This is a genomic window from Streptomyces sp. T39 (assembly GCF_008042045.1).
GTDB lineage: Bacteria > Actinomycetota > Actinomycetes > Streptomycetales > Streptomycetaceae > Streptomyces.
Genome location: NZ_RDBP01000037.1, coordinates 441,514 through 461,374 on the forward strand (window position 1 = coordinate 441,514; position 19,861 = coordinate 461,374).

Below are 19,861 nucleotides of genomic sequence, written 5' to 3' on the forward strand. Positions count from 1 at the left end.
TCGGCGAGGACGGCGAGATCGACTTCGACGCCCTCGACTGGGACCCCGAGGCGGAGGCCGAGTTCCTGGAAGGCGTGCTCGCCAACCTCTACCTGCTGACCGTGTCCGAGGCCGGCCCCGCCGACCAGCCCGTCCCGCTGCCCGTGCTCGCCGCGTCCATGGTGGTCCCCGACGACATGGGCGAGCCGACGGACGACGTGCTGGAGCAGGTCTCCGAGGCGATGATGCGCCTCGACGACCAGTTCCGGCTGCTGGAGCCGGTCGGCCTGGTCGACTACCAGCCCGTCGACGAGGCGCTGATGGTCGAGGAGGGCGACGAGCACGAGTCGCCCGCGGCCGTCGACGACGAGGACGTCTCCCGCTACGGCCTGGTCCGGCTCACACCCCTCGGCCTGTACGGCATCCGCTCCCGGATGCTGGAGGCCGGCGTGGCCGCGCCCGCCGTGGGCGACCTCGCGGACAAGGGCGCCGACGTCCTCCTCGGCGGCCTCAGCGGCTACCCCGAGCCGGCGGCGCGCGCCGAGACCCTCCAGTGGCTCGCCCCCCGCGCCCCCGCCGACGCCGCCCGCGAACTGCTGGCCGCCGCCCGCGGGGGCGACCGGGACGCCCCGCTGCGGCGGCTCCACTGCCAGCAGGCCCTCGCCCTCGTCGGCATCCGCGCCGAGCCCGAGGTCCGCGCCGTCCTGGACGACGCCGAACTCGGCGGCCTGGCACGGGTCTGGCTCGCGGAGCACGGCGCGACGGACGTGCCGCCCCCGCCGGAGTCGATGATCTTCTGGCTGGCGATCGACACCATCGCCGCCCAACTGGACGCGGACGGCGAGGCCGACGAGCTCCAGGACCTGGTGGAGGGCCTCGTCGGCCAGCACAGCGGGTTCTTCGACGCCGCCTGGCGGGTGGAGCACCCCGCGACGGCGGACGTGCTGGAGGCGATGGGCCGTCTGCACCGGGACAAGCACCTGGCGAAGGAGGCCCGCAAGGCGGCCTTCAAGTCCCGGTCGCGCGACGGCGCCGCCTAGCGCGGCGCGGGCGGCCGGCGGTGCGGGGGCCGCCCGCTCCCGCGGCGAGGCCGGCGCGTCGTCCCGCGTTCAGGCGGTGTTCGTGCGGGGGCGGGAAGGTGTGGCGCGTATCAGCCAGCCGGAATGCGCCCCTCAGGAGAACTGCATGCCGCTCAGCCGCAGGGAATTCACCCGGAACTCCGCCCTCACCGGTGCCGGAGTCGCCCTCACCGGCGCCGTCGGAGCGCTCGCCACCGCCCCCGGCGCCCTCGCCGCCGAGGAGCACCACCACGGAGGCCACGACGACGGGACCCACGGCGACGACCGGGGCCGCGAGCCCGGGTACGGCCCCCTCGTGCCGGACCCCGAGGGGCTCCTCGCCCTGCCCGCCGGCTTCTCGTACCGTGTCCTCACCCGCACCGGCGTCACCACGCTGGAGTCCGGCGAGTTCACCCCCGGCAAGCACGACGGGACGGCCGCCTTCGAGGGCCCGCGCGGTGCGACGCTGCTCGTCGTCAACCACGAACTCTCCGGCGCACGCGCCGGCGTCGCCCACCCCGTCCCGGCGGCCGAGGGCCTCGTCTACGACCCCGCCGCGCCCGGCGGCTGCACCGTGGTCGAGACCCGGCGCGGCGGCGAGGTCGCCCAGTGGGTCGGCATCGCGGGCACCGCACAGAACTGCGCCGGCGGGACCACCCCGTGGGACACCTGGCTGACCTGCGAGGAGACCGAGGTCAGGGCCGGCCGGAACGGTATGACCAAGGACCACGGCTACGTCTTCGAGGTCGACCCCCGCGACCGGCGCGCCAACCGCGACCCCGAGCCGGTCAAGGCCCTCGGCCGCTTCGCCCACGAGGCCGTCGTCGTCGACCCGCGGCGCGGCCACCTGTACCTCACCGAGGACGCCTCCAACCCCAACGGCCTGCTCTACCGCTGGGTCCCGCCGCAGGGCTTCACCCACGGCCGCGGCCGGCTGCGCACCCTCGCCGACGACGCGGGCGTCCTCCAGGCCGCCCGCTGCTACGACTCCGGCGGCCGCTTCGTGGACGACCTCTCCCGGGCGAAGCGCATCGGCACGGTCTACGGCGTCGACTGGGCCGAGGTCCCGGACCGGGACGCCCGCACCGTCTCCCTGCGCAAGCAGTTCACCGACGACGAGGTCACCCGTGGCCGCAAGCTCGAAGGCATGTGGTGGGGCGACGGCGGTGCCTACATCGTCTCCTCGTACGCCCGTGAGGAGAGCCCCGCACAGCACGACGGCCAGGTGTGGTTCTACGACCCCCGGCGGCGGACCCTCACCCTGAAGGTGCTGCTCGGCGTGAACCCGGACCCCGGCGCGGACGGCGCCTTCGACGGCCCCGACAACATCACGGTCTCCCCGTACGGCGGCCTGGTCATCGCCGAGGACGGCGAGGGTGTCCAGCACCTCATCGGGGCCACCGACAGCGGCCGTACGTACCCCATAGCCCGCAACGAGCTGAACGTCGGCAGCGAGGACGACCCGGACTACAGCGAGTTCGCCGGTGTCGTCTTCTCCCCGGACGGACGCACCCTCTACGCCAGCATCCAGACGCCCGGCATCATGTTCGCGATCACCGGCCCCTGGAAGCGCCAGCCGAACCGCCGCTGACGGCACGGCAGGGCAGGGCACGGCAGGGCCCGGTGGGCACGACGCCCCCACCGGAGCCCCGCCGTGCCACCGGGCGCGTGGCGCGTGCGGCCCACGCGCGAGGGACGGCGCCACGCGATCAATTGCGTGGCGCGCCCGACGGCCGCTCACTACTGTCTCCCCCGTGGACCGCACCTCCCGGTGCGCGGGCCGCGGTCGCGTCCTCGTGGCGCGGTGCACCGCTGCCCTGCCGGATTCCGGGAGGACGGATCCACGGGGCGGCCCGGTGCGCCCGGCGACGGATACTTCCACGACAGAGATTGCGGGTTCGAATCCCGTCCGGCCCCGTGCCGGTAGCTCAACCGGACAGAGCACCCTGTTCCGTCACCGAACCTGATCTCGGGCCGCCCACCGCACGACCTCTCATCCGCGGAAATCCGGGGGGATTTTCCCATCACTCGTTTCAACAGCGCCGCAGCGCGCGACGAGGCAGCTCCCTACTCCTACATCGACACACGCGGACGCGTCCTCTTCGGCGACGAGGAGGCGCCGCCGGACAGGCCGCGCCCCGCGGGCCGGCCCGTCGAAGGCGGCCACCTCGTCCGTCCGGCCGCCCGGCCCGACGTCCTGCCGCCGGCCCGGCCGCGCACCTACGAGGGCGGCGCCGGCTTCGTCCGCGACCCGCGCACCGAGCTCTTCCTGCTCGCGGTCGCGCACTTCGTGGACACCGGCACGTTCTACGAATCCGCCCGCGACCGCGACAGCCGCTTCACCTCGCTGGTGAGCACCCTCGCCGTCGAGGACCCCGAGTGGACCGCCGGCCTGCTGGGCTGGCTTCGCACCGGCGCGCACATGCGCACGGCGTCCATCGCCGGCGCCGCGGCCTTCGTCCACGCCCGCCTCGGGGCGGGCGCGGCCGGACAGGACACCTGCAACCGCCGGGTCGTCGACTCCGTGCTCCAGCGCGCCGACGAACCGGGCGAACTGCTCGCCCACTGGACCGCCGCCTACGGACGGGCGGTGCCCAAGCCGGTGAAGCGCGGGATCGCCGACGCGGTCCGCCGCCTGTACGGCAGCCGCTCCCTGCTCAAGTACGACACGGAGAGCAGGACCTTCCGCTTCGGCGACGTGCTCGCCCTCGTGCACGCCTCGCCGGACCCCGCGAAGCCGTGGCAGGGCGACCTCTTCCGCCATGCGCTCGACCGGAGGCACCGCCCCGGCACGGCGGTGCCCGCCTCGCTGCCCGTCGTCGCCGCGCACCGGGAGCTGTCGGAGCTGCCCGTGCGGGAGCGCCGGGCGGTCGTCACGGGTGCGGGCGCAGCGGAGCGGCTGGCCGCGGCCGGCATGACCTGGGAGGCCCTGGCGGGCTGGCTCCAGGGGCCGCTGGACGCGGCGGCCTGGGAGGCGGTCATCCCCTCCATGGGCCCCATGGCGCTCCTGCGGAACCTGCGCAACTTCGACGAGGCGGGTGTCGGGGACGAGGCGGCCGCCCGGGTCGCCGCCCGGATCTGCGACCCGGAGCAGGTGGCCGCTTCGCGGCAGTTCCCGTTCCGCTACCTGGCGGCGTACCGGCACGCGCCGTCGCCGCGGTGGTCGCAGGCGCTGGAGCGGGCGCTCGGGCACTCGCTGGCGAACGTGCCCGTCCTCCCGGGGCGGACGCTGATCCTGGTGGACCGCTCGGGATCGATGTGGGATCCGCTGTCGGAACGGTCCGTGCTCAACCGGGCGGACGCCGCGGCGCTCTTCGGCACGGCCGTCGCGATGCGCTGCGAGCAGGCGGACCTGGTGCAGTTCGGCACCTCCCACCACCGGGTCGCGTACACGCCGGACGAGCCGGTGCTCGGGGTCATGAAGCGCTTCCGGATGCTCGGCGGCACCGACACCGTCCGGGCCGTGCGCGCGCACTACGACGGTCACGACCGGGTGCTCGTCGTCACCGACGAGCAGGCGGCGGACGGACCCCGCCGCGGGGTGACCGACCCGATCCCCGCCGACGTCCCGGTCCACACGTGGAACCTGGCCGGTTACCGCTTCGGGCACGCCCCCGCGGAGGGCCCCCACCGGCATGTCTTCGGCGGACTCTCCGACGCCGCGTTCCGCATGGTGCCGCTGGTCGAGCGGGGTGTCTCGGCCGACTGGCCCTGGTTGTGACCGTACCGGCATGGTCAGAGGGTGCCCGGAGGGCGCATACTTGCCCTCAATGACCACGTCAGCCGGATCCCGGCGCCATCTGCCCACCAGTCCCTTCAACCGGCCCGCTCCCGACGCCGAACCGATCGAACGGTACGACGTGGGTGACCGGGTCTCCCACGACCAGTTCGGCCTCGGACGGGTCCTTTCCGTCGAAGGCGACAACGCCGCGGTGTTCGTCGACTTCGCAGGCCGTCAGGGCCGCATTCTCAGCCCTTTCACCAAACTGGCGAAGCTCTGATTCACAGCTCCGACCAGCTCTCCGCGGGGTGCCCGCCGCCCCCGACGGGCATCCCGCGGAGAGGTCACAGCGCCTGCGCCGCAGGCTTGACCATGCCGCGCACCGTGCGCGACTTCACGAAGTCGCCGATGGCGGTCATCTCCCACTCGCCCGAGAACTGCTTGATCAGCTTGGCCATCATCACGCCCGTCTGAGGCTCGGCGCCCGTGAGGTCGAAGCGCACCAGCTCCTCGCCCGTGGTGGCGTCCAGCAGCCGGCAGTAGGCCTTCGCCACCTCGGTGAACTTCTGACCCGAGAAGCTGTTCACCGTGAACACCAGGCCCGTCGCGTCCGCGGGCAGCCGGCCCAGGTCCACCACGATGACCTCGTCGTCGCCGGCCCCCTCGCCCGTCAGATTGTCGCCGGAGTGCTTGACGGAGCCGTTCAGGATCGACAGCTTGCCGAAGTAGCAGCTGTCCAGGTGGTTGCGGTTGGGCCCGTAGGCGATCACGGACGCGTCGAGGTCGATGTCCTTGCCGCGGAACGCGGGCTCCCAGCCGAGGCCCATCTTCACCTGGGACAGCAGCGGACGGCCGCCCTTGACCAGGGACACGGTCTGGTTCTTCTGGAGGCTGACCCGGCCCTTGTCGAGGTTGATCTTGCCCGTGCCCGGTGCGGGCGCGGGCGGCGCCGCCGGCGGGGGCGGGACGGCGGCGACCCGGGGGTCGGCCACCGGAGCGGGCCGGACGGGCGCCGGCTGCGTGGGCGCCGGCTGCGCGGGGGCGGCCGCGGGCTCCTCGTCGACGGAGACGCCGAAGTCGGTCGCGATGCCGGCCAGGCCGTCGGCGTACCCCTGGCCCACGGCGCGGGCCTTCCAGACGCCGTTGCGGCGGTAGATCTCCACGATCACGAGGGCCGTCTCGGCGCCGAGGCGCGGCGGGGTGAAGGTGGCGAGCGCGCTGCCGTCGTCGGCGCCGCGGATGGTGGCCGTCGGCTCGATGCCCTGGAACGTCTGCCCCGCCGCGTCCGGGCTCGCCGTCACGACGATCTTCTCGATGCCCGGGGGCACGGCGGCGGTGTCGACGACGATCGCGTCCGGCGCGGTGCCGCCGCCCGAACGGTAGGTGACGCCCGGGCCCTGCGGCTGGTTGTAGAAGATGAAGTCGTCGTCGGAGCGCACCTTGCCGTCGGCGGTGAGCAGCAGGCCCGATACGTCGAGCCGCACCGGGGCGGCGACGTCCACCGCCACGCGCGCGACGGTGAGAGGGATGTTCGAGCCGGGGGTCATAGCTGTCATGCCTGACGTAACGAGCGAGGGCGCTTTACCGTTCCCTTACCCTTTGCGTCCGATCCGGTGAGACCCGCCGGACCGGCCCCGGCGGCGGGCCGGGGTCATCTGTTGCGGGGGTGGTTGCGGGCCGTGCGCTCGTTGCCGAAGCGGTAGGAGCCCGTCCAGCGCGCCATCACGAGCTGCGCGTCGCCGGACTCGACCTCGGCGAGGAACGCCGCGGCGCGCGGGCCGCGCAACGTGGTGGCCGCGCGGCCCCGGTGGGTGACGACGACGGTCCCGTCACCGCGCTCGGTCCAGCTGAATCCGGAAGGTCTGCCCATGCCGGCCATCCTGGCCCGGCCGGGCACCGCGGGTCATGTGCTTTTCCGTGGCCCGGTACGGCCTCGCGCGGCATGTCCTCCGGAACGGGCCCGCGGGCCGCGGACCCGCCGCGGCCGGCACGGGCCCGCGGGTCGCCGGCTTTGGCGCGGTCAGTGGGGCCACCGCGGCGGGTCGGTGGTGAAGTGGCCGCCCAGGCAGGCGTGCTCCGCCTTCTTCGGGTCCAGCTCCCCCTGCTCGGCGATCAGCTTCGGGGCGTACTGCTCCGAGTCGTCCTGCGGCTCGTAGCCGAGCGCGCGGGCGCTCGTCAGGTCCCACCACAGCCGGGTGTTGGCGGACGAGCCGTACACGATGCTGTGGCCGACGTCCTCGGCGGTCAGCGCGGCGTGGAAGAGCCGGGCGCCGTCGCCGGGGCTCATCCAGACCGAGAGCATGCGCACCGAGGTGGGCTCCATGAAGCAGGACCCGATCCGCACCGAGACGGTCTCCAGGCCGTGCCGGTCCCAGTACAGCTGGGCGAGGTCCTCGCCGAAGCACTTGGAGAGGCCGTAGAAGGTGTCGGGCCGGTGCCGCGTCTCCACGGGGATCAGGTCGCCGGGGGCGACGGGCGCCGGACCTGCCGGACGCGGGACGTACCCCACGGCGTGGTTGCTGGAGGCGAACACGATGCGGTCCACCTTCTCCTCGCGGGCGGCCTCGTAGAGGTTGTAGGTGCCCTCGATGTTGGCCCGGAGGATCTTGTCGAACGAGGCCTCCAGCGAGATGCCCGCCAGGTGGAGGACGGCGTCGACCCCGCGGACGGCCTCGCGCACCGCGTCGCGGTCGGCGAGGTCGGCGACGACGGCGTCCGGCTCCCCCTCGATCGGGACGACGTCGAAGAGGCGGAGCTCGTAACCGTAGGCGGGCAGCAGCCCGCGCATCAGGGTGCCGAGTCCGCCGGCGGCGCCGGTGAGCAGGACGGTGCGGGGTGCCGGCATCGGTGGGTCTCCCTCAGGGACTCATGACCGCGGGCTCGCGGCCATGGCATGTCAGGTGCGTGGACTCGATTCACATCCGTGGACACGCTAGGAACAGGCCCCCGCCGACGTCAAGTGTCCCGCGCGGCGGGCGAGTCCGGTCGTCGATTGCGGGTGTGCGCCTTGACCTGCCCGCGCGGGCCGGACTAGCGTGGTCGCGTTCAGAAATATGGACGTCGATCAGAATTGTGCACGAGCGGAGGCTCGGTGCACGGCCAGGGAGCGCCCGTGACCTCAGAACCGCTCGCCGCCGATCCCCTCGCCGCCCGGCTCACCCGGGGCAGGGGCCCGCTCTTCTTCCCCGTCACCGCGTACGGGCCCGACGGCGGCGTCGACCTCGCGGCCTTCCGCGCCCATGTGCGCGGCGGCATCGACGCCGGGGCCGCCGCCGTCTTCGCCTGCTGCGGGACCGGCGAGTTCCACGCCCTGTCGCCCGAGGAGTTCCGCCTCTGCGTACGGGCCGCCGTGGAGGAGACCGCGGGCCGGGTCCCCGTCCTCGCCGGCACCGGCCACGGCACCGCCCTCGCCGTCGCCTACGCGCGGGCGGCCGAGGAGGAGGGCGCCGACGGACTGCTCGCCATGCCGCCCTACCTCGTCGTCGCCGACCAGCCCGGCCTGATCCGCCACTACACCGAGCTCGCGGACGCCACCTCGCTCGACGTCATCGTCTACCAGCGCGACAACGCCGTCTTCGCGCCGGAGACCGTCGTGGCCCTCGCCGGCGTCGAGAAGATCATCGGCCTCAAGGACGGCCTCGGCGACCTCGACCTGATGCAGCGCATCGTCAGCGCGGTCCGCACCGGCGCCCCCGGGCGCGACTTCCTCTACTTCAACGGGCTGCCCACCGCCGAGCTCACCGGCCTCGCCTACCGCGGCATCGGCATCGGCCTCTACTCCTCCGCCGTCTTCGCCTTCGCCCCCGACATCGCCCTCGCCTTCCACCGGGCGCTCACCACGGGCGACGACAAGACGGTGAACCGGCTGCTCGACGGTTTCTTCGTTCCGCTGGTCGAACTGCGCAACCAGGGCCGCGGCTACGCCGTCTCGCTGGTCAAGGCGGGCGTGCGGCTCGGCGGACTCGACGTCGGCGGCGTGCGCCCGCCGCTGTGCGAGCCGACCGCCGCCCACACCGAGGCCCTCGCCGGGCTGGTGGCGCGCGGCCGCGCCCTGCTGGAGGACGCCGCGTGAGGACGTCGGCCTTCCTCTACCCCTGGGACGTCGTGGGCGACCCCGAGGCACCCGGACGCCTCGCCGCCCTCGGCATCCGACAGATCACCCTCGCCTCCGCGTACCACTCCACCCGCGCCCTGACCCCGCGCCACCCCCGGCACCGGATCGTCACCGCCTCCCATGCCGCCGTGCTCTACCCGCCCGACCCGGCCCACTGGTCCGGCCACGCCCTGAAGCCGTTCGCGGCGGGCGACTGGGCGAGCGGCGACGCCTACGGCGAGGCCGCCGAGGCACTCGCCGCGGCCGGGCTCGACGTGCACAGCTGGGTGGTCCTCGCCCACAACTCCCGCATGGGGGCGGAGCACCCGGAGACCTCCGTGGTGAACGCCTACGGCGACCGCTACCCGTGGGCGCCGTGCATCGCGCAGCCCGCCGTGCGCGACCACCTGGTCGCCCTCGCCGCCGAGGCCGCGGTCAGGCCCGGCGCGCTGGGCACCGAGCTGGAGTCCTGCGGCTGGTACGGCCTCGCCCATCTCCACGCCCACGACAAGATCGCCGGGGTCGGTCTCGGGGACGCGGGGCAGTACCTGATGTCGCTGTGCTTCTGCGGCTCCTGCGGCGAGGGGTACGAGGCCCTCGGCGTCGGCCCCGGCAGGCTGGCGGAGGCCGTGCGCAAGGCGCTGGAGCCGCTCTGGCAGGGCACCGCGCCGCCCGGCGCGAGCGTCCGGGAGCTGCTGGGCGGCGAACTCGCCGAAGCCGTCGCGGCGTTCCGCACCGGCACGGCACGGTCGCTCCAGGAGCAGGCGGTGGCCGCGGTCCGGGCCGCCGGACCGGACGGGTTCCAGGTCCTGCTGCACGCCGACCCCGAGGCCCACCACTGCGGCGCCAACGCCGGCGTCGACCCGGCCCACATCCTCGCCGTCGCCGACGGCGTGGTGGTGCCGTGCACCGGCGGTCCGGGCCTGCTCGGACCGTTCGTCCCGCACACCCGGCCGGGCACCGTCCTCGCGGCGAACCTCACCGTGGTCTCCGGCATGGGCGGCTCGCCCGCCCGCCTCGCCGCCGACGCGGCACGCGCCGCCGAGGCGGGCGCCACCGAACTGCGGCTCTACCACGCGGGCCTGGCGTCGGACGCCGACCTGGCAGCCGTCGGGGAGGCGCTGCGCCCCGGGGGCTGACGCCGTCACGGGTGCCGGCGGCGCGACGCCTCCGGCACCCGGCCGCGACGCGCCAGCAGCGCCGCCACGACCAGACCCAGCAGCCCCGTCAGCGTCAGCAGCACCCGCACGTCGACGAACGCCACCAGTCCCGCCCCGAGCCCCAGCGTCACCGCGTTCGGCAGGAACATCAGCGTGCTCGCCGTCGCCGCCGTACGGCCCAGCACCGCGTCCGGTGTCTCGCGCTGCACCGCCGTCATCGCCGCCAGCAGCGCACACGGCAGCCCCAGGCCGATCCCGGCGCTGCACACCAGGGCCACCGCGTCGTACGGCAGGGCCCGCAGCGCGACCGCGGCCGCGAACAGGGCCACCCCGGCCGCCGCGAGCCGGCGCTCACCGGCCCGTCGCAGCAGCGGCCCCGCCAGCAGACCGCAGAGCACGGAGCCGGCGCCCTGCGCCGCGTAGAGCACTCCGGTGAACGCGGGGGAGCGGCCCAGCACCGAGTCCGTCACCGCGTAGACCAGCGCCCCGTTGACCCCGGCCAGGGCCATCACGGCCGCCCCGCCCGCGACCAGCGGCCACAGCACCGCCGAACGCCTCAGTTCCCGCGCCCCCGCCCACGCCCCGGCGAAGGGGCCGGCGCCCTCCGGGCGGACGGCCGGCGGCTCCTCGCGCACCCGCAGCAGCGCGAACACCCCGGCGGCCGCGGCGAACGACGCGAGGTCGAGCAGCGCCACCGACGCCCCGCCGAACCGGGTGAACAGCACCACCCCCACCAGCGGTGCCAGCAGCTTCATCCCCTCGTTCGCCGCCATGCGCAGACCGTTGACGTCGCCGAGCAGCCGCGTGTCCACGACCTTCGCGACGAGGCCGGCCTCGGCGGCGTCCTGCACCACCGAGACCGCCCCGTACACCGCCAGCACCGTGAACAGGATCCACACCCGGCCGGCGGAGTCCACGGCCAGCAGCGGGAGCAGCAGCACGCACATCGCCAGGTTCGACCGGACCAGCAGCGGACGCCGGCGGACCCGGTCCGCGACCGACCCCAGCAGCGGGCCGATCAGGGTGGGCGCCCACATTGCGAACGCGGTCAGCGCGGCCAGAGAGTCGGAGCCGGTCAGCGACTTGACCCAGACCCCGGCGGCGAGCCACATCGCCGACGTACCGAAACCGGAGACCACCACCGCGGACAGATACAGTCCCGCGTCGCGGTCCCGCAGAACCGCCCCCGCCGCCCATCCCACCCGGCACCGCCCTTCCCACGGCGGGCCGGGAGGTCCGGCCCACCGAGGACGGTCGCAGCTAAGGCGTCCGGCCCGGATCGGGCAGCCGCCCTAGCTCCGGCCCGGATCGGGGAGCCGTCCGGGCCTCCGTTCGGGATCGGGCGGCCGCAGCCCCCGGCCCGGATCGGGCAGCCGCCTCAGCCGACCGCCCCCTGCGCCCCCGCAACAGCGGTCCGGGCCTCCCGGCGCAGGGCCGCCGCCGTCACCAGTGCGCCCGCGCCCTCCCACAGCCCCACGCCGAGGAAGCCCGCCGGCGCGCGGCCCGAGACGACGGCGAGGGTGAAGACGGCGCAGGTCAGCAGACGGAAGGGGACGGTCCAGCGGAAGAACGCCTTCCAGTCGGACAGCGCCGCCAGGACGTAGTAGATGCCCATGTTGACCGCGGCCATCGAGGAGGCGGTGACGAAGACCGCCGTGTGGTCGCCGTCCGCGCGCCGTCCCGCCGGTACGGACTCGAAGCCCATGACCGCGAGCAGCGCGCCGGGTGCCAGCAGCCCCACCACTCCCAGCAGGGCGGCGAGCAGACCGAAGACGGCCATGGTCCAGCCGGACGGGGAACGGGGCAGAGAGCGCACAACGGCCTCCAGCAGAAGGGGAGCAGGGGATCACGGATCCCCTGCATACCCTGAGCGGCGACCCCGCGCCCACCCCTTTGCCGGGTGCCGCGGCCGCCGTGCAGCGCGTCAGCGCACGACGTCGAAGACGTTCTTCTGCAGTCCGTTGGCGTAGGTCTCGTGCTCGACGAGCCGCAGCTTCTGGGTGTCCTTGTCCGTCGCGCTGAACAGACGCTTGCCCGCACCGAGCAGGAGCGGGAAGACCAGCAGGTGGTACCGGTCGATCAGACCGGCGTCCGAGAGCGCCCGGTTCAGGGAGGCGCTGCCGTGGACGAGGATCGGGCCGCCCTCGGTCTCCTTCAGCGCGGCGACCTCGTCGAGGGAGCGCAGGATCGTCGTCTCCCCCCAGTTCCGGACGAGGCCGTCCTCGCCGAGGGTCGTGGAGACCACGTACTTCGGCATCTCCCTGTAGTCGGCGAAGTCCTCCATGTCCGGCCACACCGGGCTGAACGCCTCGTAGCTGGCCCGGCCGAACAGCAGGGCGGTGGCCTCCTTCTGCTCCCGGCCCTTGATCTCGTACGCCTCGGGCAGGAAGTCGACGTCCTTGAACGTCCACCCCGAGTTCCGGTAGCCGGGCTCGCCGCCGGGAGCCTCCATGACCCCGTCGAGCGAAATGAAGGCGGAGGTGATCAGAGTGCGCATCGTGGTGTCCTCGATGTCGTGGGTGCGTCCGGCGGTTCCGGGCGGTGCGCGCATTCGACCACAGGGGCCGTGCGCACCGACCGTGAATGTCGACCCCGGACCGCGGGGAAACTCATCGGTCGCCGCCCGTCCGGCCCGCGGGTCAGCCGCCGAGCGCCGCGGCCATCATCTTCTGCGCGACCGGCGCCGCCAGTCCGTTGCCGCTCACCTCGGACCGCTCGGCGCCCGAGTCCTGCACGATCACCGCCACCGCGACCTGCCGGCCGCTCGCGGGGTCCTCGGCGTACGAGGTGAACCAGGCGTACGGCGTCCTGCTGTTGTTCTCGCCGTGCTGGGCCGTGCCCGTCTTCCCGCCGACCTCGGCGCCGGGGATCCGCGCGTTCGAGCCCGTGCCGTCCTCGACGACCGTGACCATCGCGCTGCGCAGCTGCTCGGCGACGGACGAGGACACGATCCGCCTCTCCTCGGGGTCCTCGTAGGACTCCAGGGTGTCGCCCTCCCCGTCCACCACCTTCGAGACCATGTGCGGGGAGACCAGGACGCCGTCGTTGGCGAGAGCCGCCGACACCATCGACATCTGGAGCGGTGTGGCGGTCACCGAGAACTGCCCGATGCCGCTCAGCGCCGTCTGCGCGTCGTCCATCCCGGTCGGATACACGCTGGCGTAGGCACGCACCGGGACGTCGAGGGTGCCGTCGCCGAAACCGAACTTCTCGGCCGTCGCCCGGACGGTGTCCTGCCCGAGGTCCACGGCCATCTTCCCGAAGACGTTGTTGCACGAGTACCGCAGGGCCGTGCGGAGGGAGGCGTCCTCGCAGGGCGCGGACGGGTTCTCGTTGGTCAGGTCCCTCGTCGAGCCCGGCAGCGGATACGGGTCGGGGCTGTCGGTCCGCTCGTCCACCGACCCGTACAGGCCCTCCTCCAGCGCGGCCGCCGCGACGACGAGCTTGAACGTCGACCCGGGCGGCAGCGGCTGGCGCAGCGCGCGGTTCACCAGCGGCTTGTCCGGGTCGTCGAGCAGCTTCTGCCAGGCGTCGCCGTCGCCGGTGCCGCTGATCGTGGACGGGTCGTACGACGGCGTGCTCACCATGCCGAGGATCTCCCCGGTCGCGGGGTCGAGGGCGACGGCGGCGCCCTTGGCGTCGCCGAGCGCCTCGTGGCCGGCCTTCTGCACGGCGGGGTCGATCGTCGTCAGCACGTCGCCCGGCTTCTGCTGCGCCCCGGTCAGCGTGTCCAGCGGGTCCTTCAGCCGCGCGTCGGTGCCGTCCAGCACGCCGGCGTGGATGCCCTCCAGCTGGGTGGCCCCGTACGCCTGGGAGCTGTAGCCGGTGACCTGCGCGTAGAGGGCGCCGTCGGTGTAGGTGCGCTGGTACGCGAGGTCCCCGTGCTCGGTCCGCGCCGACCCGGTGACGGCGGAGCCGGCCACGACGATGTCGCCCAGCGGCTGCGCGTACTGCGCGATGGTCCGCCGGTGGTTGTTCTCGTTCTCGGCGAGTGCCCGCGCCTCGTACGCCTGCACCCAGGTCGCCCGCACCAGCAGGGCGAGGACCAGCAGCAGAGTGAAGACGGCGGCGCGCCTGATCGTCCTGTTCATCCCCCGGAGGACGAGTGCCGTCCGGCGGAACGTTCCCGCTCGCGGCTTTTCTCAGGATTTCCTCATCGGGCGCCGGGGCGCCGGGGCGCCTGGGGGCCGAAGGGTGCCGGACCCAGGCGGCCGTCCCGGCCCCGCCGGCCGTCCCCGCCGCGCGGGCGGGCGGCCTCCGGTCGGTGCGGCCCCGGGTTCAGCGCGGCGCGACGAACCCGGACTCGTACGCCGCGATCACCGCCTGGGTCCGGTCCCTCGCCCCGGTCTTCGCCAGCACCGCCGCGACATGCGTCTTGGTCGTCGCCGGGCCGACGCCCATCAGGGCGGCGATCTCCGCGTTCGTCAGACCCCGCGCCATCTGCCGCAGCACCTCGGCCTCCCGGTCCGTCAGCCGCGCCGCCCAGGCGGGCGGCGGCGTCTGCCGGCGCCCGTACTCGGCGGCCAGCGACCGCACGGCCGCCGGGAACAGCAGCGAGTCGCTCGCCGCCACCAGCCGGACCGCCCGCACCAGCTCCTCCGCCGCCACCCGCTTGAGCAGGAACCCGGCTGCCCCGGCCCGCAGCGCCTCGTACACGTACGCGTCGTTCTCGAAGGTCGTCACCACCACGATGCGCGGCGGGGCGTCCATCGAGGCGAGGATCCGCTCGGTCGCCCGGATGCCGTCGACCTCCGGCATCCGCACATCCATCAGCACCACGTCGGGCCGGGTCTCCCGCACCACCGAGACCGCCTCGGCACCCGTCGCCGCCTCGCCGGCGACCTCGAGCCCGGGCTCCGCCTCGAGGATGACCCGCAGCGCGGTGCGGACCATCCGCTCGTCGTCGGCCACCACGATCCGTACCGCCCCGGCGGCGCTCACCGCCCGGCCCCGAACGGCAGGAGCACGGACACCCGCCACACCCCGTCGCACGCCCCGGCCACCGCCCGGCCGCCGAGCAGCACGGCCCGCTCCGTGACACCGCGCAGGCCCCGGCCGCCGCCGGGCCGCACCACGGGCGCCGTGGCCGGCAGCGGATTCTCCATCGTGATCTCCAGTTCCCCGCCGCGTACGGCGATCCACAGGGACACCGGGAGCCCCCCGGCGTGACGCAGCGCGTTGCTCAGACCTTCCTGCACGATCCGGTACGCCTCTCGCGAGACATGGGCCGGGACCGCGTCGGGTTCCCCCGCCGTCTCCAGGGCCACCGGCACACCGCTGCGGGACACCAGCCCCCGCACGGCGTCGAGCGCCGGGCCCGACGGCTCCCCGTCGCCCTCGCCGTCCCGCCGCAACAGGCCGAGCACCGCGTCCAGTTCGCCGACCGTGCGCCGTGCCGTCTCCTCGATCGCGGTCAGCGCCTCGCGCACGAACTCCACGTCGCGGTCCAGCACCCGGCGGGCGGCACCGGCCTGGAGGGTGACGGCGGAGAGCGCGTGGCCGACCGAGTCGTGCAGTTCGCGGGCCAGCCGGTTGCGTTCCGCCAGCTCGGCCGCGCGCCGCTCGGCCGCCGCGAGCCGGTCTGCCGGGGCCGGGCCGAGCAGGACCACGGCCCGGCCCGCCAGCAGCGCCCCGGCCGCCGCCGACACCGCGGCGAGGGCGACCAGCATCGCGATCCCCGCCAGGGGCAGCAGCACCGCCGCCCACGGCGAGCCGTCGACGCCCAGGTAGGTGCGCACACCCGGGAGGAGGGGTGTCAGCAGCAGGCCAACGGCGAACGGGGGCAGCGCCAGCGACGCCCCGCTGACCAGCGCCCCGATCCCCAGGTGCAGGGTGAACCAGCACGCCGTGCGCAGCCGGGCCGCCCTGCTGCGGGCGGGCCCGTCCGCGAACAGGCCGGTGCCGACGCCGCACAGGGCGCGGGCCGCGCCGACCGACAGGGGCCGCGCCATCGGGAAGAGTCCGGCGATCGCGGCGAGCGGCAGCGCCACACCGTACGCGCCGAACTGGAACGCCGCCGAACCGGCGAAAGCGGTCTGTCCTTCGCCGGCCAGCGGGCCCACGGCCACGGTGCCCACCAGCCAGAACGGCATCAGCAGCGCGCCGCCCAGCACCAGGTGGACCCAGCGCAGCCGCGCCCGGCTGCCGAAGAGCGCCCGGCACGCCGCCCGCCACCGGGACCCGCCGTCGGTCACGCGCCGCAGGGGCCCGCCGTCGGTCACGCGCCGCGCCGGCGCAGCAGGGAGGCGATCGCACCGCTCAGCAGCAGACCGGAGATCATCGCACCAGCGTAGGTCAGCGCCAGCGGCGCCGTGGCCCGGTCCGCGTCGTCCGGCGACGGCAGCAGGGTGGCGAGCAGCATCCAGCCGCCCCAGGCGCCCAGCGCGCTCGCCGAGGTCCAGGCCACGGCCAGCACCGGCCGCAGCGACAGGGACGGGACCGCCCGGAAGGCCAGGGTCAGCACGGAGGCCATGGCGGCGACGGCGAAGGCGGCGTGCATCGACTCCAGCAGACGGAAGTCGGTGCTGCGCCCGGCGGCGGTCCCGGCGGGCAGCGCGAGCGTCGAACCGGCGGCCCAGAGCACGTGCATGACCGCGGGCCCCAGGGCGATCAGCGCACCGGCCACGGCGCAGCCGCGCATCCGCGGGCCGGTCGCGGACGTCGGCAGCGTCCACAGCGTGCCCTGCCAGAGGTGGCCCCAGCGCTGCCTGGCACAGAGCACGAAGAGGGTTCCCAGGGCGATTCCCTGGACGATGAAGCCGGTGTAGACGACGTCGAACACCCAGGCGTCCAGGAAGGGTTCGTCCGAGATCTCCTGCGGGCTGCTGCCGCCCAGGGCGCCCGCCGCCAGATGCAGGGGGAAGCCGACCATGATCGGGGCGAGCAGCCCGGTCGCCGCCCACATCGGCACCGTCAGCACCCACGCCCGCACCCGCAGGCCCCAGGGCCGCGTCAGCAGCACCGCCAGCACGATGACGGCCGCGTCCATGAGCACGGTCAGCCCGTTGGCGGCCGCCGTGACCGCACGGTCCTCCAGCAGCACGCTGCCGTCGGGGATGCCGATGCGACTGCCCGCGATCCAGGCGGCCTTGAGGGCGAGATAGGGGACGCAGGAGGCGATCGCCACGGCGCGCAGCGCGGGGCGCAGCCGCCCGGGGGCGAGGGCGTCGGAGGGGACGGTCGGTGTCATGACGTCCACCCTGCTCGCGGCGGTGGGCCGGGACGTCCTGCGCGGCGACGATCCGTCTCCGCCGYACGGCGGAGACGGACCGCCGCAGGGGCGCGGCAGCCCGGCCGGCGCGGTGGAGGCGGGCCGGGGAAGAGGTGGCGCGRGCGGGTGGGGAGGCGCCGCGGGCCGGTGGAAGGGCGCCGCGGCGGGTGGAGGCGCCCCTCGGGTCAGAGGCGGCGGGTGGCGAGCGTGAGACGGTCCCGGGCGTCGAACAGCGCGTCCTTGATCATCTGCTCGTGCGCCGGCGTCAGCCGGGCCACCGGCACCGAGCAGCTGATCGCGTCGCGCGCCGGCGTGCGGTAGGGGATGGCGATGCCGAAGCAGCGCAGGCCCAGGGTGTTCTCCTCGCGGTCCACCGCGTACCCCTGCTCGCGGATCAGCTGGAGTTCCTCGATGAGCTTCTCGCGGTCGGTGATGGTGTGCTCGGTCAGCGGCGCGAGGGTCTCCGGGAGCAGCTTGCGCACCTGCTCGTCGGTGTGGGTGGCCAGCAGGGCCTTGCCCAGCGAGGTGGAGTGGGCGGGCAGCCGGCGGCCGACCCGGGTGAAGGGGCGCAGATAGTGCTGGGACTGCCGGGTCGCGAGGTACACCACGTTGGTGCCGTCGAGCCGGGCGAGGTGGATGGTCTCCGTGGTGTCGTCGGAGAGCCGGTCCAGCGTCGGGCGGGCGGCCGCGACGACCTCGTCGCCGTCGATGTACGAGGTGCCCACCAGCAGGGCGCGGACGCCGATGCCGTAGCGCGTGCCGGTGGCGTCCGTCTCCACCCAGCCGAGCTCGACCAGCGTGCGCAGCAGCATGTAGAGGCTGGACTTGGGGTAACCGACGGCCTCCTGGACGGCGGCGAGCGAGTGCATCCCCGGACGGCCGGCGAAGTACTCCAGCAACTCCACCGTCCGTACGGCCGATTTGACCTGCGACCCACCCGAATCGACAGCTGACATCACTCTTCGCCCCTTCTTGACCGCGTGGAACGGCCGGAAATAAGGTCCCAGCATATTCATCACCCGGGACGCTGTTCAGAATACCGAACAACCCAGGTGGATGGCAGAGAACGGGAAGGATGCCGCGGTGACAGCAGCACAAGTCTGGAGTGTCGACCCTCGCACCGGAAAGCGGCGCGAGGCCGTTGCGGTGGAGGCCACGGCGGACGACGTCGACGCGGCGGTCCGGGCCGCGCACGCCGCCCGCGGGGACCTCGCCGACCGCACCGTACGGGCCGCGTTCCTGCGCACCGCGGCCACCCTGCTGGAGGAGACCGCGGACGAGCTGGTCGCCGCCGCCGACGCGGAGACGGCCCTCGGCACGGCCCGGCTCACCGGCGAACTGGCCCGCACCCGCTACCAGCTGCGCGCCTTCGCGGACATCGTCGACGAGGGCGCCTACCTCGGCGTCGTCATCGACCACCCCGACGACACGGCCACCCCGCCGGTGCCCGACCTGCGCCGCTACAAGGTGCCGCTCGGCGTGGTCGCCGTCTACTCCGCGTCCAACTTCCCCTTCGCCTTCTCGGTCCCCGGCGGCGACACGGCCAGCGCGCTGGCCGCGGGCTGCCCCGTCGTGGTCAAGGCCCACCCGGACCACCCCGCGACCTCCGAACTGGTCGCCGCCCAGCTCCGCCTGGCCGCGGCCCGGCACGGCATCGACGAGGCCGTCGTCGGCCTCGTCCACGGTTTCGACGCCGGTGTGCGGCTGGTGGCCCACCCCCTGATCACGGCGGCCGGCTTCACCGGCTCGATCCGCGGCGGACGGGCCCTCTTCGACGCGGCCGCGTCCCGCCCCGTGCCCATCCCCTTCCACGGCGAGCTGGGCTCGCTCAACCCGGTCGTGGTCACCGAGGCCGCCGCCGCCGAGCGCGGCTCCGACATCGGCGCCGGGCTGGCCGGGTCCATGACCCTCGGCGTCGGCCAGTTCTGCGTCAAGCCCGGCCTGGTCCTGGTCCCCGAGGGCGACGGGGGCGACCAGCTGGTGAAGAGTCTCGCCGGGACCGTGGCGGACAGCCCGGCGGGCGTCCTCCTGGACACCCGGATGCGCGACAACTTCGTCGCCGGAGCGGCCGAACGCGCCGCGCTGCCGGGCGTCGGCGCCCCCGTCGAGGCGGGGCCGGGCGACGGGCTCACCGTCCGGCCCGGCTTCGTGACCGTCGACGCCGCACGGCTCGGCGAGCCCGGCGCGCACGACCTGCTGCTGGAGGAGTGCTTCGGCCCGGTCACCGTCGTCGCCCGCTACACCGACCGCGACGAGATCACCGCGGTGCTGTCGCGGCTGCCCGGCAACCTCACCGCCACGGTCCAGCTCTCCTCGGCCGAGGCCGAGGGCGACACGTCCGCCGCCGCCCTGCTCGCCGAGCTCACCCCGCTCGCCGGCCGCGTCCTCGTCAACGGCTGGCCCACCGGCGACTGCGCCATGAAGCCGACCAGCGCCGCGCGGGCGCTCTCCTCGTCGCCGAGGGCGAAGATGCGCACGAAGGTCCACCGCTCGCCGTCCGTCGAGGCGTGGAAGGCGAAGGCGTTGCCCGTGCGGCTGACCCTCAGCCAGACGCTCTCGCCCTCCACCGTGAACGAGTTGGCGTCGTCGGAGTGGCCCCGGGTGACGACCGTGCAGACGGTCGGCAGGTCCGGGGAGAGC

17 protein-coding genes and 2 pseudogenes are annotated in these 19,861 nt (G+C 74.5%); 7 read left to right on the forward strand and 12 right to left on the reverse strand.

The window, feature by feature from the left end:
- The 4 genes from EAO77_RS24405 to EAO77_RS24420 form a co-directional block, all read left to right on the forward strand.
- A partial coding sequence (locus EAO77_RS24405) for a hypothetical protein (protein WP_147991002.1) occupies positions 1-1,019 on the forward strand: 1,019 nt, incomplete at its 5' end.
- 145 nt (positions 1,020-1,164) lie between these two features.
- Positions 1,165-2,628, forward strand: a complete 1,464-nt coding sequence (locus EAO77_RS24410) for an alkaline phosphatase PhoX (protein ID WP_147990432.1) — start codon at positions 1,165-1,167, stop codon at positions 2,626-2,628.
- Positions 2,629-3,234: 606 nt separating this feature from the next.
- On the forward strand, positions 3,235-4,758 hold the full coding sequence (locus tag EAO77_RS24415) for a TROVE domain-containing protein (protein WP_147990433.1): 1,524 nt from the start codon (positions 3,235-3,237) through the stop codon (positions 4,756-4,758).
- Positions 4,759-4,807: 49 nt separating this feature from the next.
- Positions 4,808-5,038, forward strand: a complete 231-nt coding sequence (locus EAO77_RS24420) for a hypothetical protein (RefSeq protein WP_147990434.1) — start codon at positions 4,808-4,810, stop codon at positions 5,036-5,038.
- 64 nt (positions 5,039-5,102) lie between these two features.
- Here the strand turns inward: EAO77_RS24420 and EAO77_RS24425 are convergent, their stop codons facing one another.
- From EAO77_RS24425 to EAO77_RS24435, 3 genes are all read right to left on the reverse strand, one after another.
- Positions 5,103-6,314 (reverse strand): TerD family protein, encoded by a 1,212-nt coding sequence (locus EAO77_RS24425; protein WP_187283390.1) that lies wholly within the window; start codon positions 6,312-6,314, stop codon positions 5,103-5,105.
- Between the two features lie 95 nt (positions 6,315-6,409).
- On the reverse strand, positions 6,410-6,628 hold the full coding sequence (locus tag EAO77_RS24430; RefSeq protein WP_147990435.1) for a hypothetical protein: 219 nt from the start codon (positions 6,626-6,628) through the stop codon (positions 6,410-6,412).
- Between the two features lie 150 nt (positions 6,629-6,778).
- Positions 6,779-7,603, reverse strand: coding sequence for an NAD-dependent epimerase/dehydratase family protein (locus tag EAO77_RS24435; RefSeq protein WP_147990436.1), 825 nt, complete (start codon positions 7,601-7,603; stop codon positions 6,779-6,781).
- Positions 7,604-7,870: 267 nt separating this feature from the next.
- Here EAO77_RS24435 and EAO77_RS24440 point away from each other — a divergent pair, with 267 nt between their 5' ends.
- Positions 7,871-8,830 (forward strand): 5-dehydro-4-deoxyglucarate dehydratase, encoded by a 960-nt coding sequence (locus tag EAO77_RS24440; protein ID WP_147990437.1) that lies wholly within the window; start codon positions 7,871-7,873, stop codon positions 8,828-8,830.
- Positions 8,827-9,990: a hypothetical protein gene (locus EAO77_RS24445; protein WP_147990438.1), complete on the forward strand. Its 1,164-nt coding sequence runs from the start codon at positions 8,827-8,829 to the stop codon at positions 9,988-9,990. Before EAO77_RS24440 ends, EAO77_RS24445 begins: the two co-directional genes overlap by 4 nt.
- A 5-nt stretch (positions 9,991-9,995) precedes the next feature.
- Here the strand turns inward: EAO77_RS24445 and EAO77_RS24450 are convergent, their stop codons facing one another.
- The 8 genes from EAO77_RS24450 to EAO77_RS24485 all read right to left on the reverse strand — a co-directional run bounded on the left by EAO77_RS24450 (position 9,996) and on the right by EAO77_RS24485 (position 18,177).
- Entirely contained in the window at positions 9,996-11,213 is a 1,218-nt protein-coding gene (locus tag EAO77_RS24450; RefSeq protein ID WP_261994123.1) for an MFS transporter, read from the reverse strand.
- A gap of 176 nt (positions 11,214-11,389) precedes the next feature.
- Entirely contained in the window at positions 11,390-11,791 is a 402-nt protein-coding gene (locus tag EAO77_RS24455) for a hypothetical protein (RefSeq protein ID WP_187283426.1), read from the reverse strand.
- Between the two features lie 144 nt (positions 11,792-11,935).
- Positions 11,936-12,508 carry a dihydrofolate reductase family protein gene (locus tag EAO77_RS24460; RefSeq protein ID WP_147991005.1) on the reverse strand — a complete coding sequence of 191 codons (573 nt, stop codon included), beginning with the start codon at positions 12,506-12,508 and terminating at the stop codon, positions 11,936-11,938.
- A 142-nt stretch (positions 12,509-12,650) separates the two neighbouring features.
- Positions 12,651-14,102, reverse strand: a complete 1,452-nt coding sequence (locus EAO77_RS24465) for a peptidoglycan D,D-transpeptidase FtsI family protein (protein ID WP_147990440.1) — start codon at positions 14,100-14,102, stop codon at positions 12,651-12,653.
- Between the two features lie 187 nt (positions 14,103-14,289).
- Positions 14,290-14,904, reverse strand: a complete 615-nt coding sequence (locus EAO77_RS24470) for a response regulator transcription factor (RefSeq protein ID WP_147991006.1) — start codon at positions 14,902-14,904, stop codon at positions 14,290-14,292.
- Between the two features lie 44 nt (positions 14,905-14,948).
- Positions 14,949-16,205 (reverse strand): sensor histidine kinase, encoded by a 1,257-nt coding sequence (locus tag EAO77_RS24475; protein ID WP_261994125.1) that lies wholly within the window; start codon positions 16,203-16,205, stop codon positions 14,949-14,951.
- Positions 16,206-16,228: 23 nt separating this feature from the next.
- Complete coding sequence (locus EAO77_RS24480) at positions 16,229-17,200, reverse strand: hypothetical protein (RefSeq protein WP_147990441.1); 972 nt, start codon at positions 17,198-17,200, stop codon at positions 16,229-16,231.
- Between the two features lie 206 nt (positions 17,201-17,406).
- Positions 17,407-18,177 (reverse strand): IclR family transcriptional regulator, encoded by a 771-nt coding sequence (locus EAO77_RS24485; RefSeq protein ID WP_147990442.1) that lies wholly within the window; start codon positions 18,175-18,177, stop codon positions 17,407-17,409.
- Between the two features lie 127 nt (positions 18,178-18,304).
- Between EAO77_RS24485 and EAO77_RS40335 the strand changes: the two are divergent.
- Positions 18,305-19,630: pseudogene (locus tag EAO77_RS40335) on the forward strand (aldehyde dehydrogenase family protein); the annotation flags it as partial.
- Between the two features lie 35 nt (positions 19,631-19,665).
- On the opposite strand, the pseudogene EAO77_RS40340 reads toward EAO77_RS40335, so the two are convergent.
- Positions 19,666-19,788: pseudogene (locus EAO77_RS40340) on the reverse strand (DUF1349 domain-containing protein); the annotation flags it as partial.
- Between the last annotated feature and the right edge of the window lie 73 nt (positions 19,789-19,861).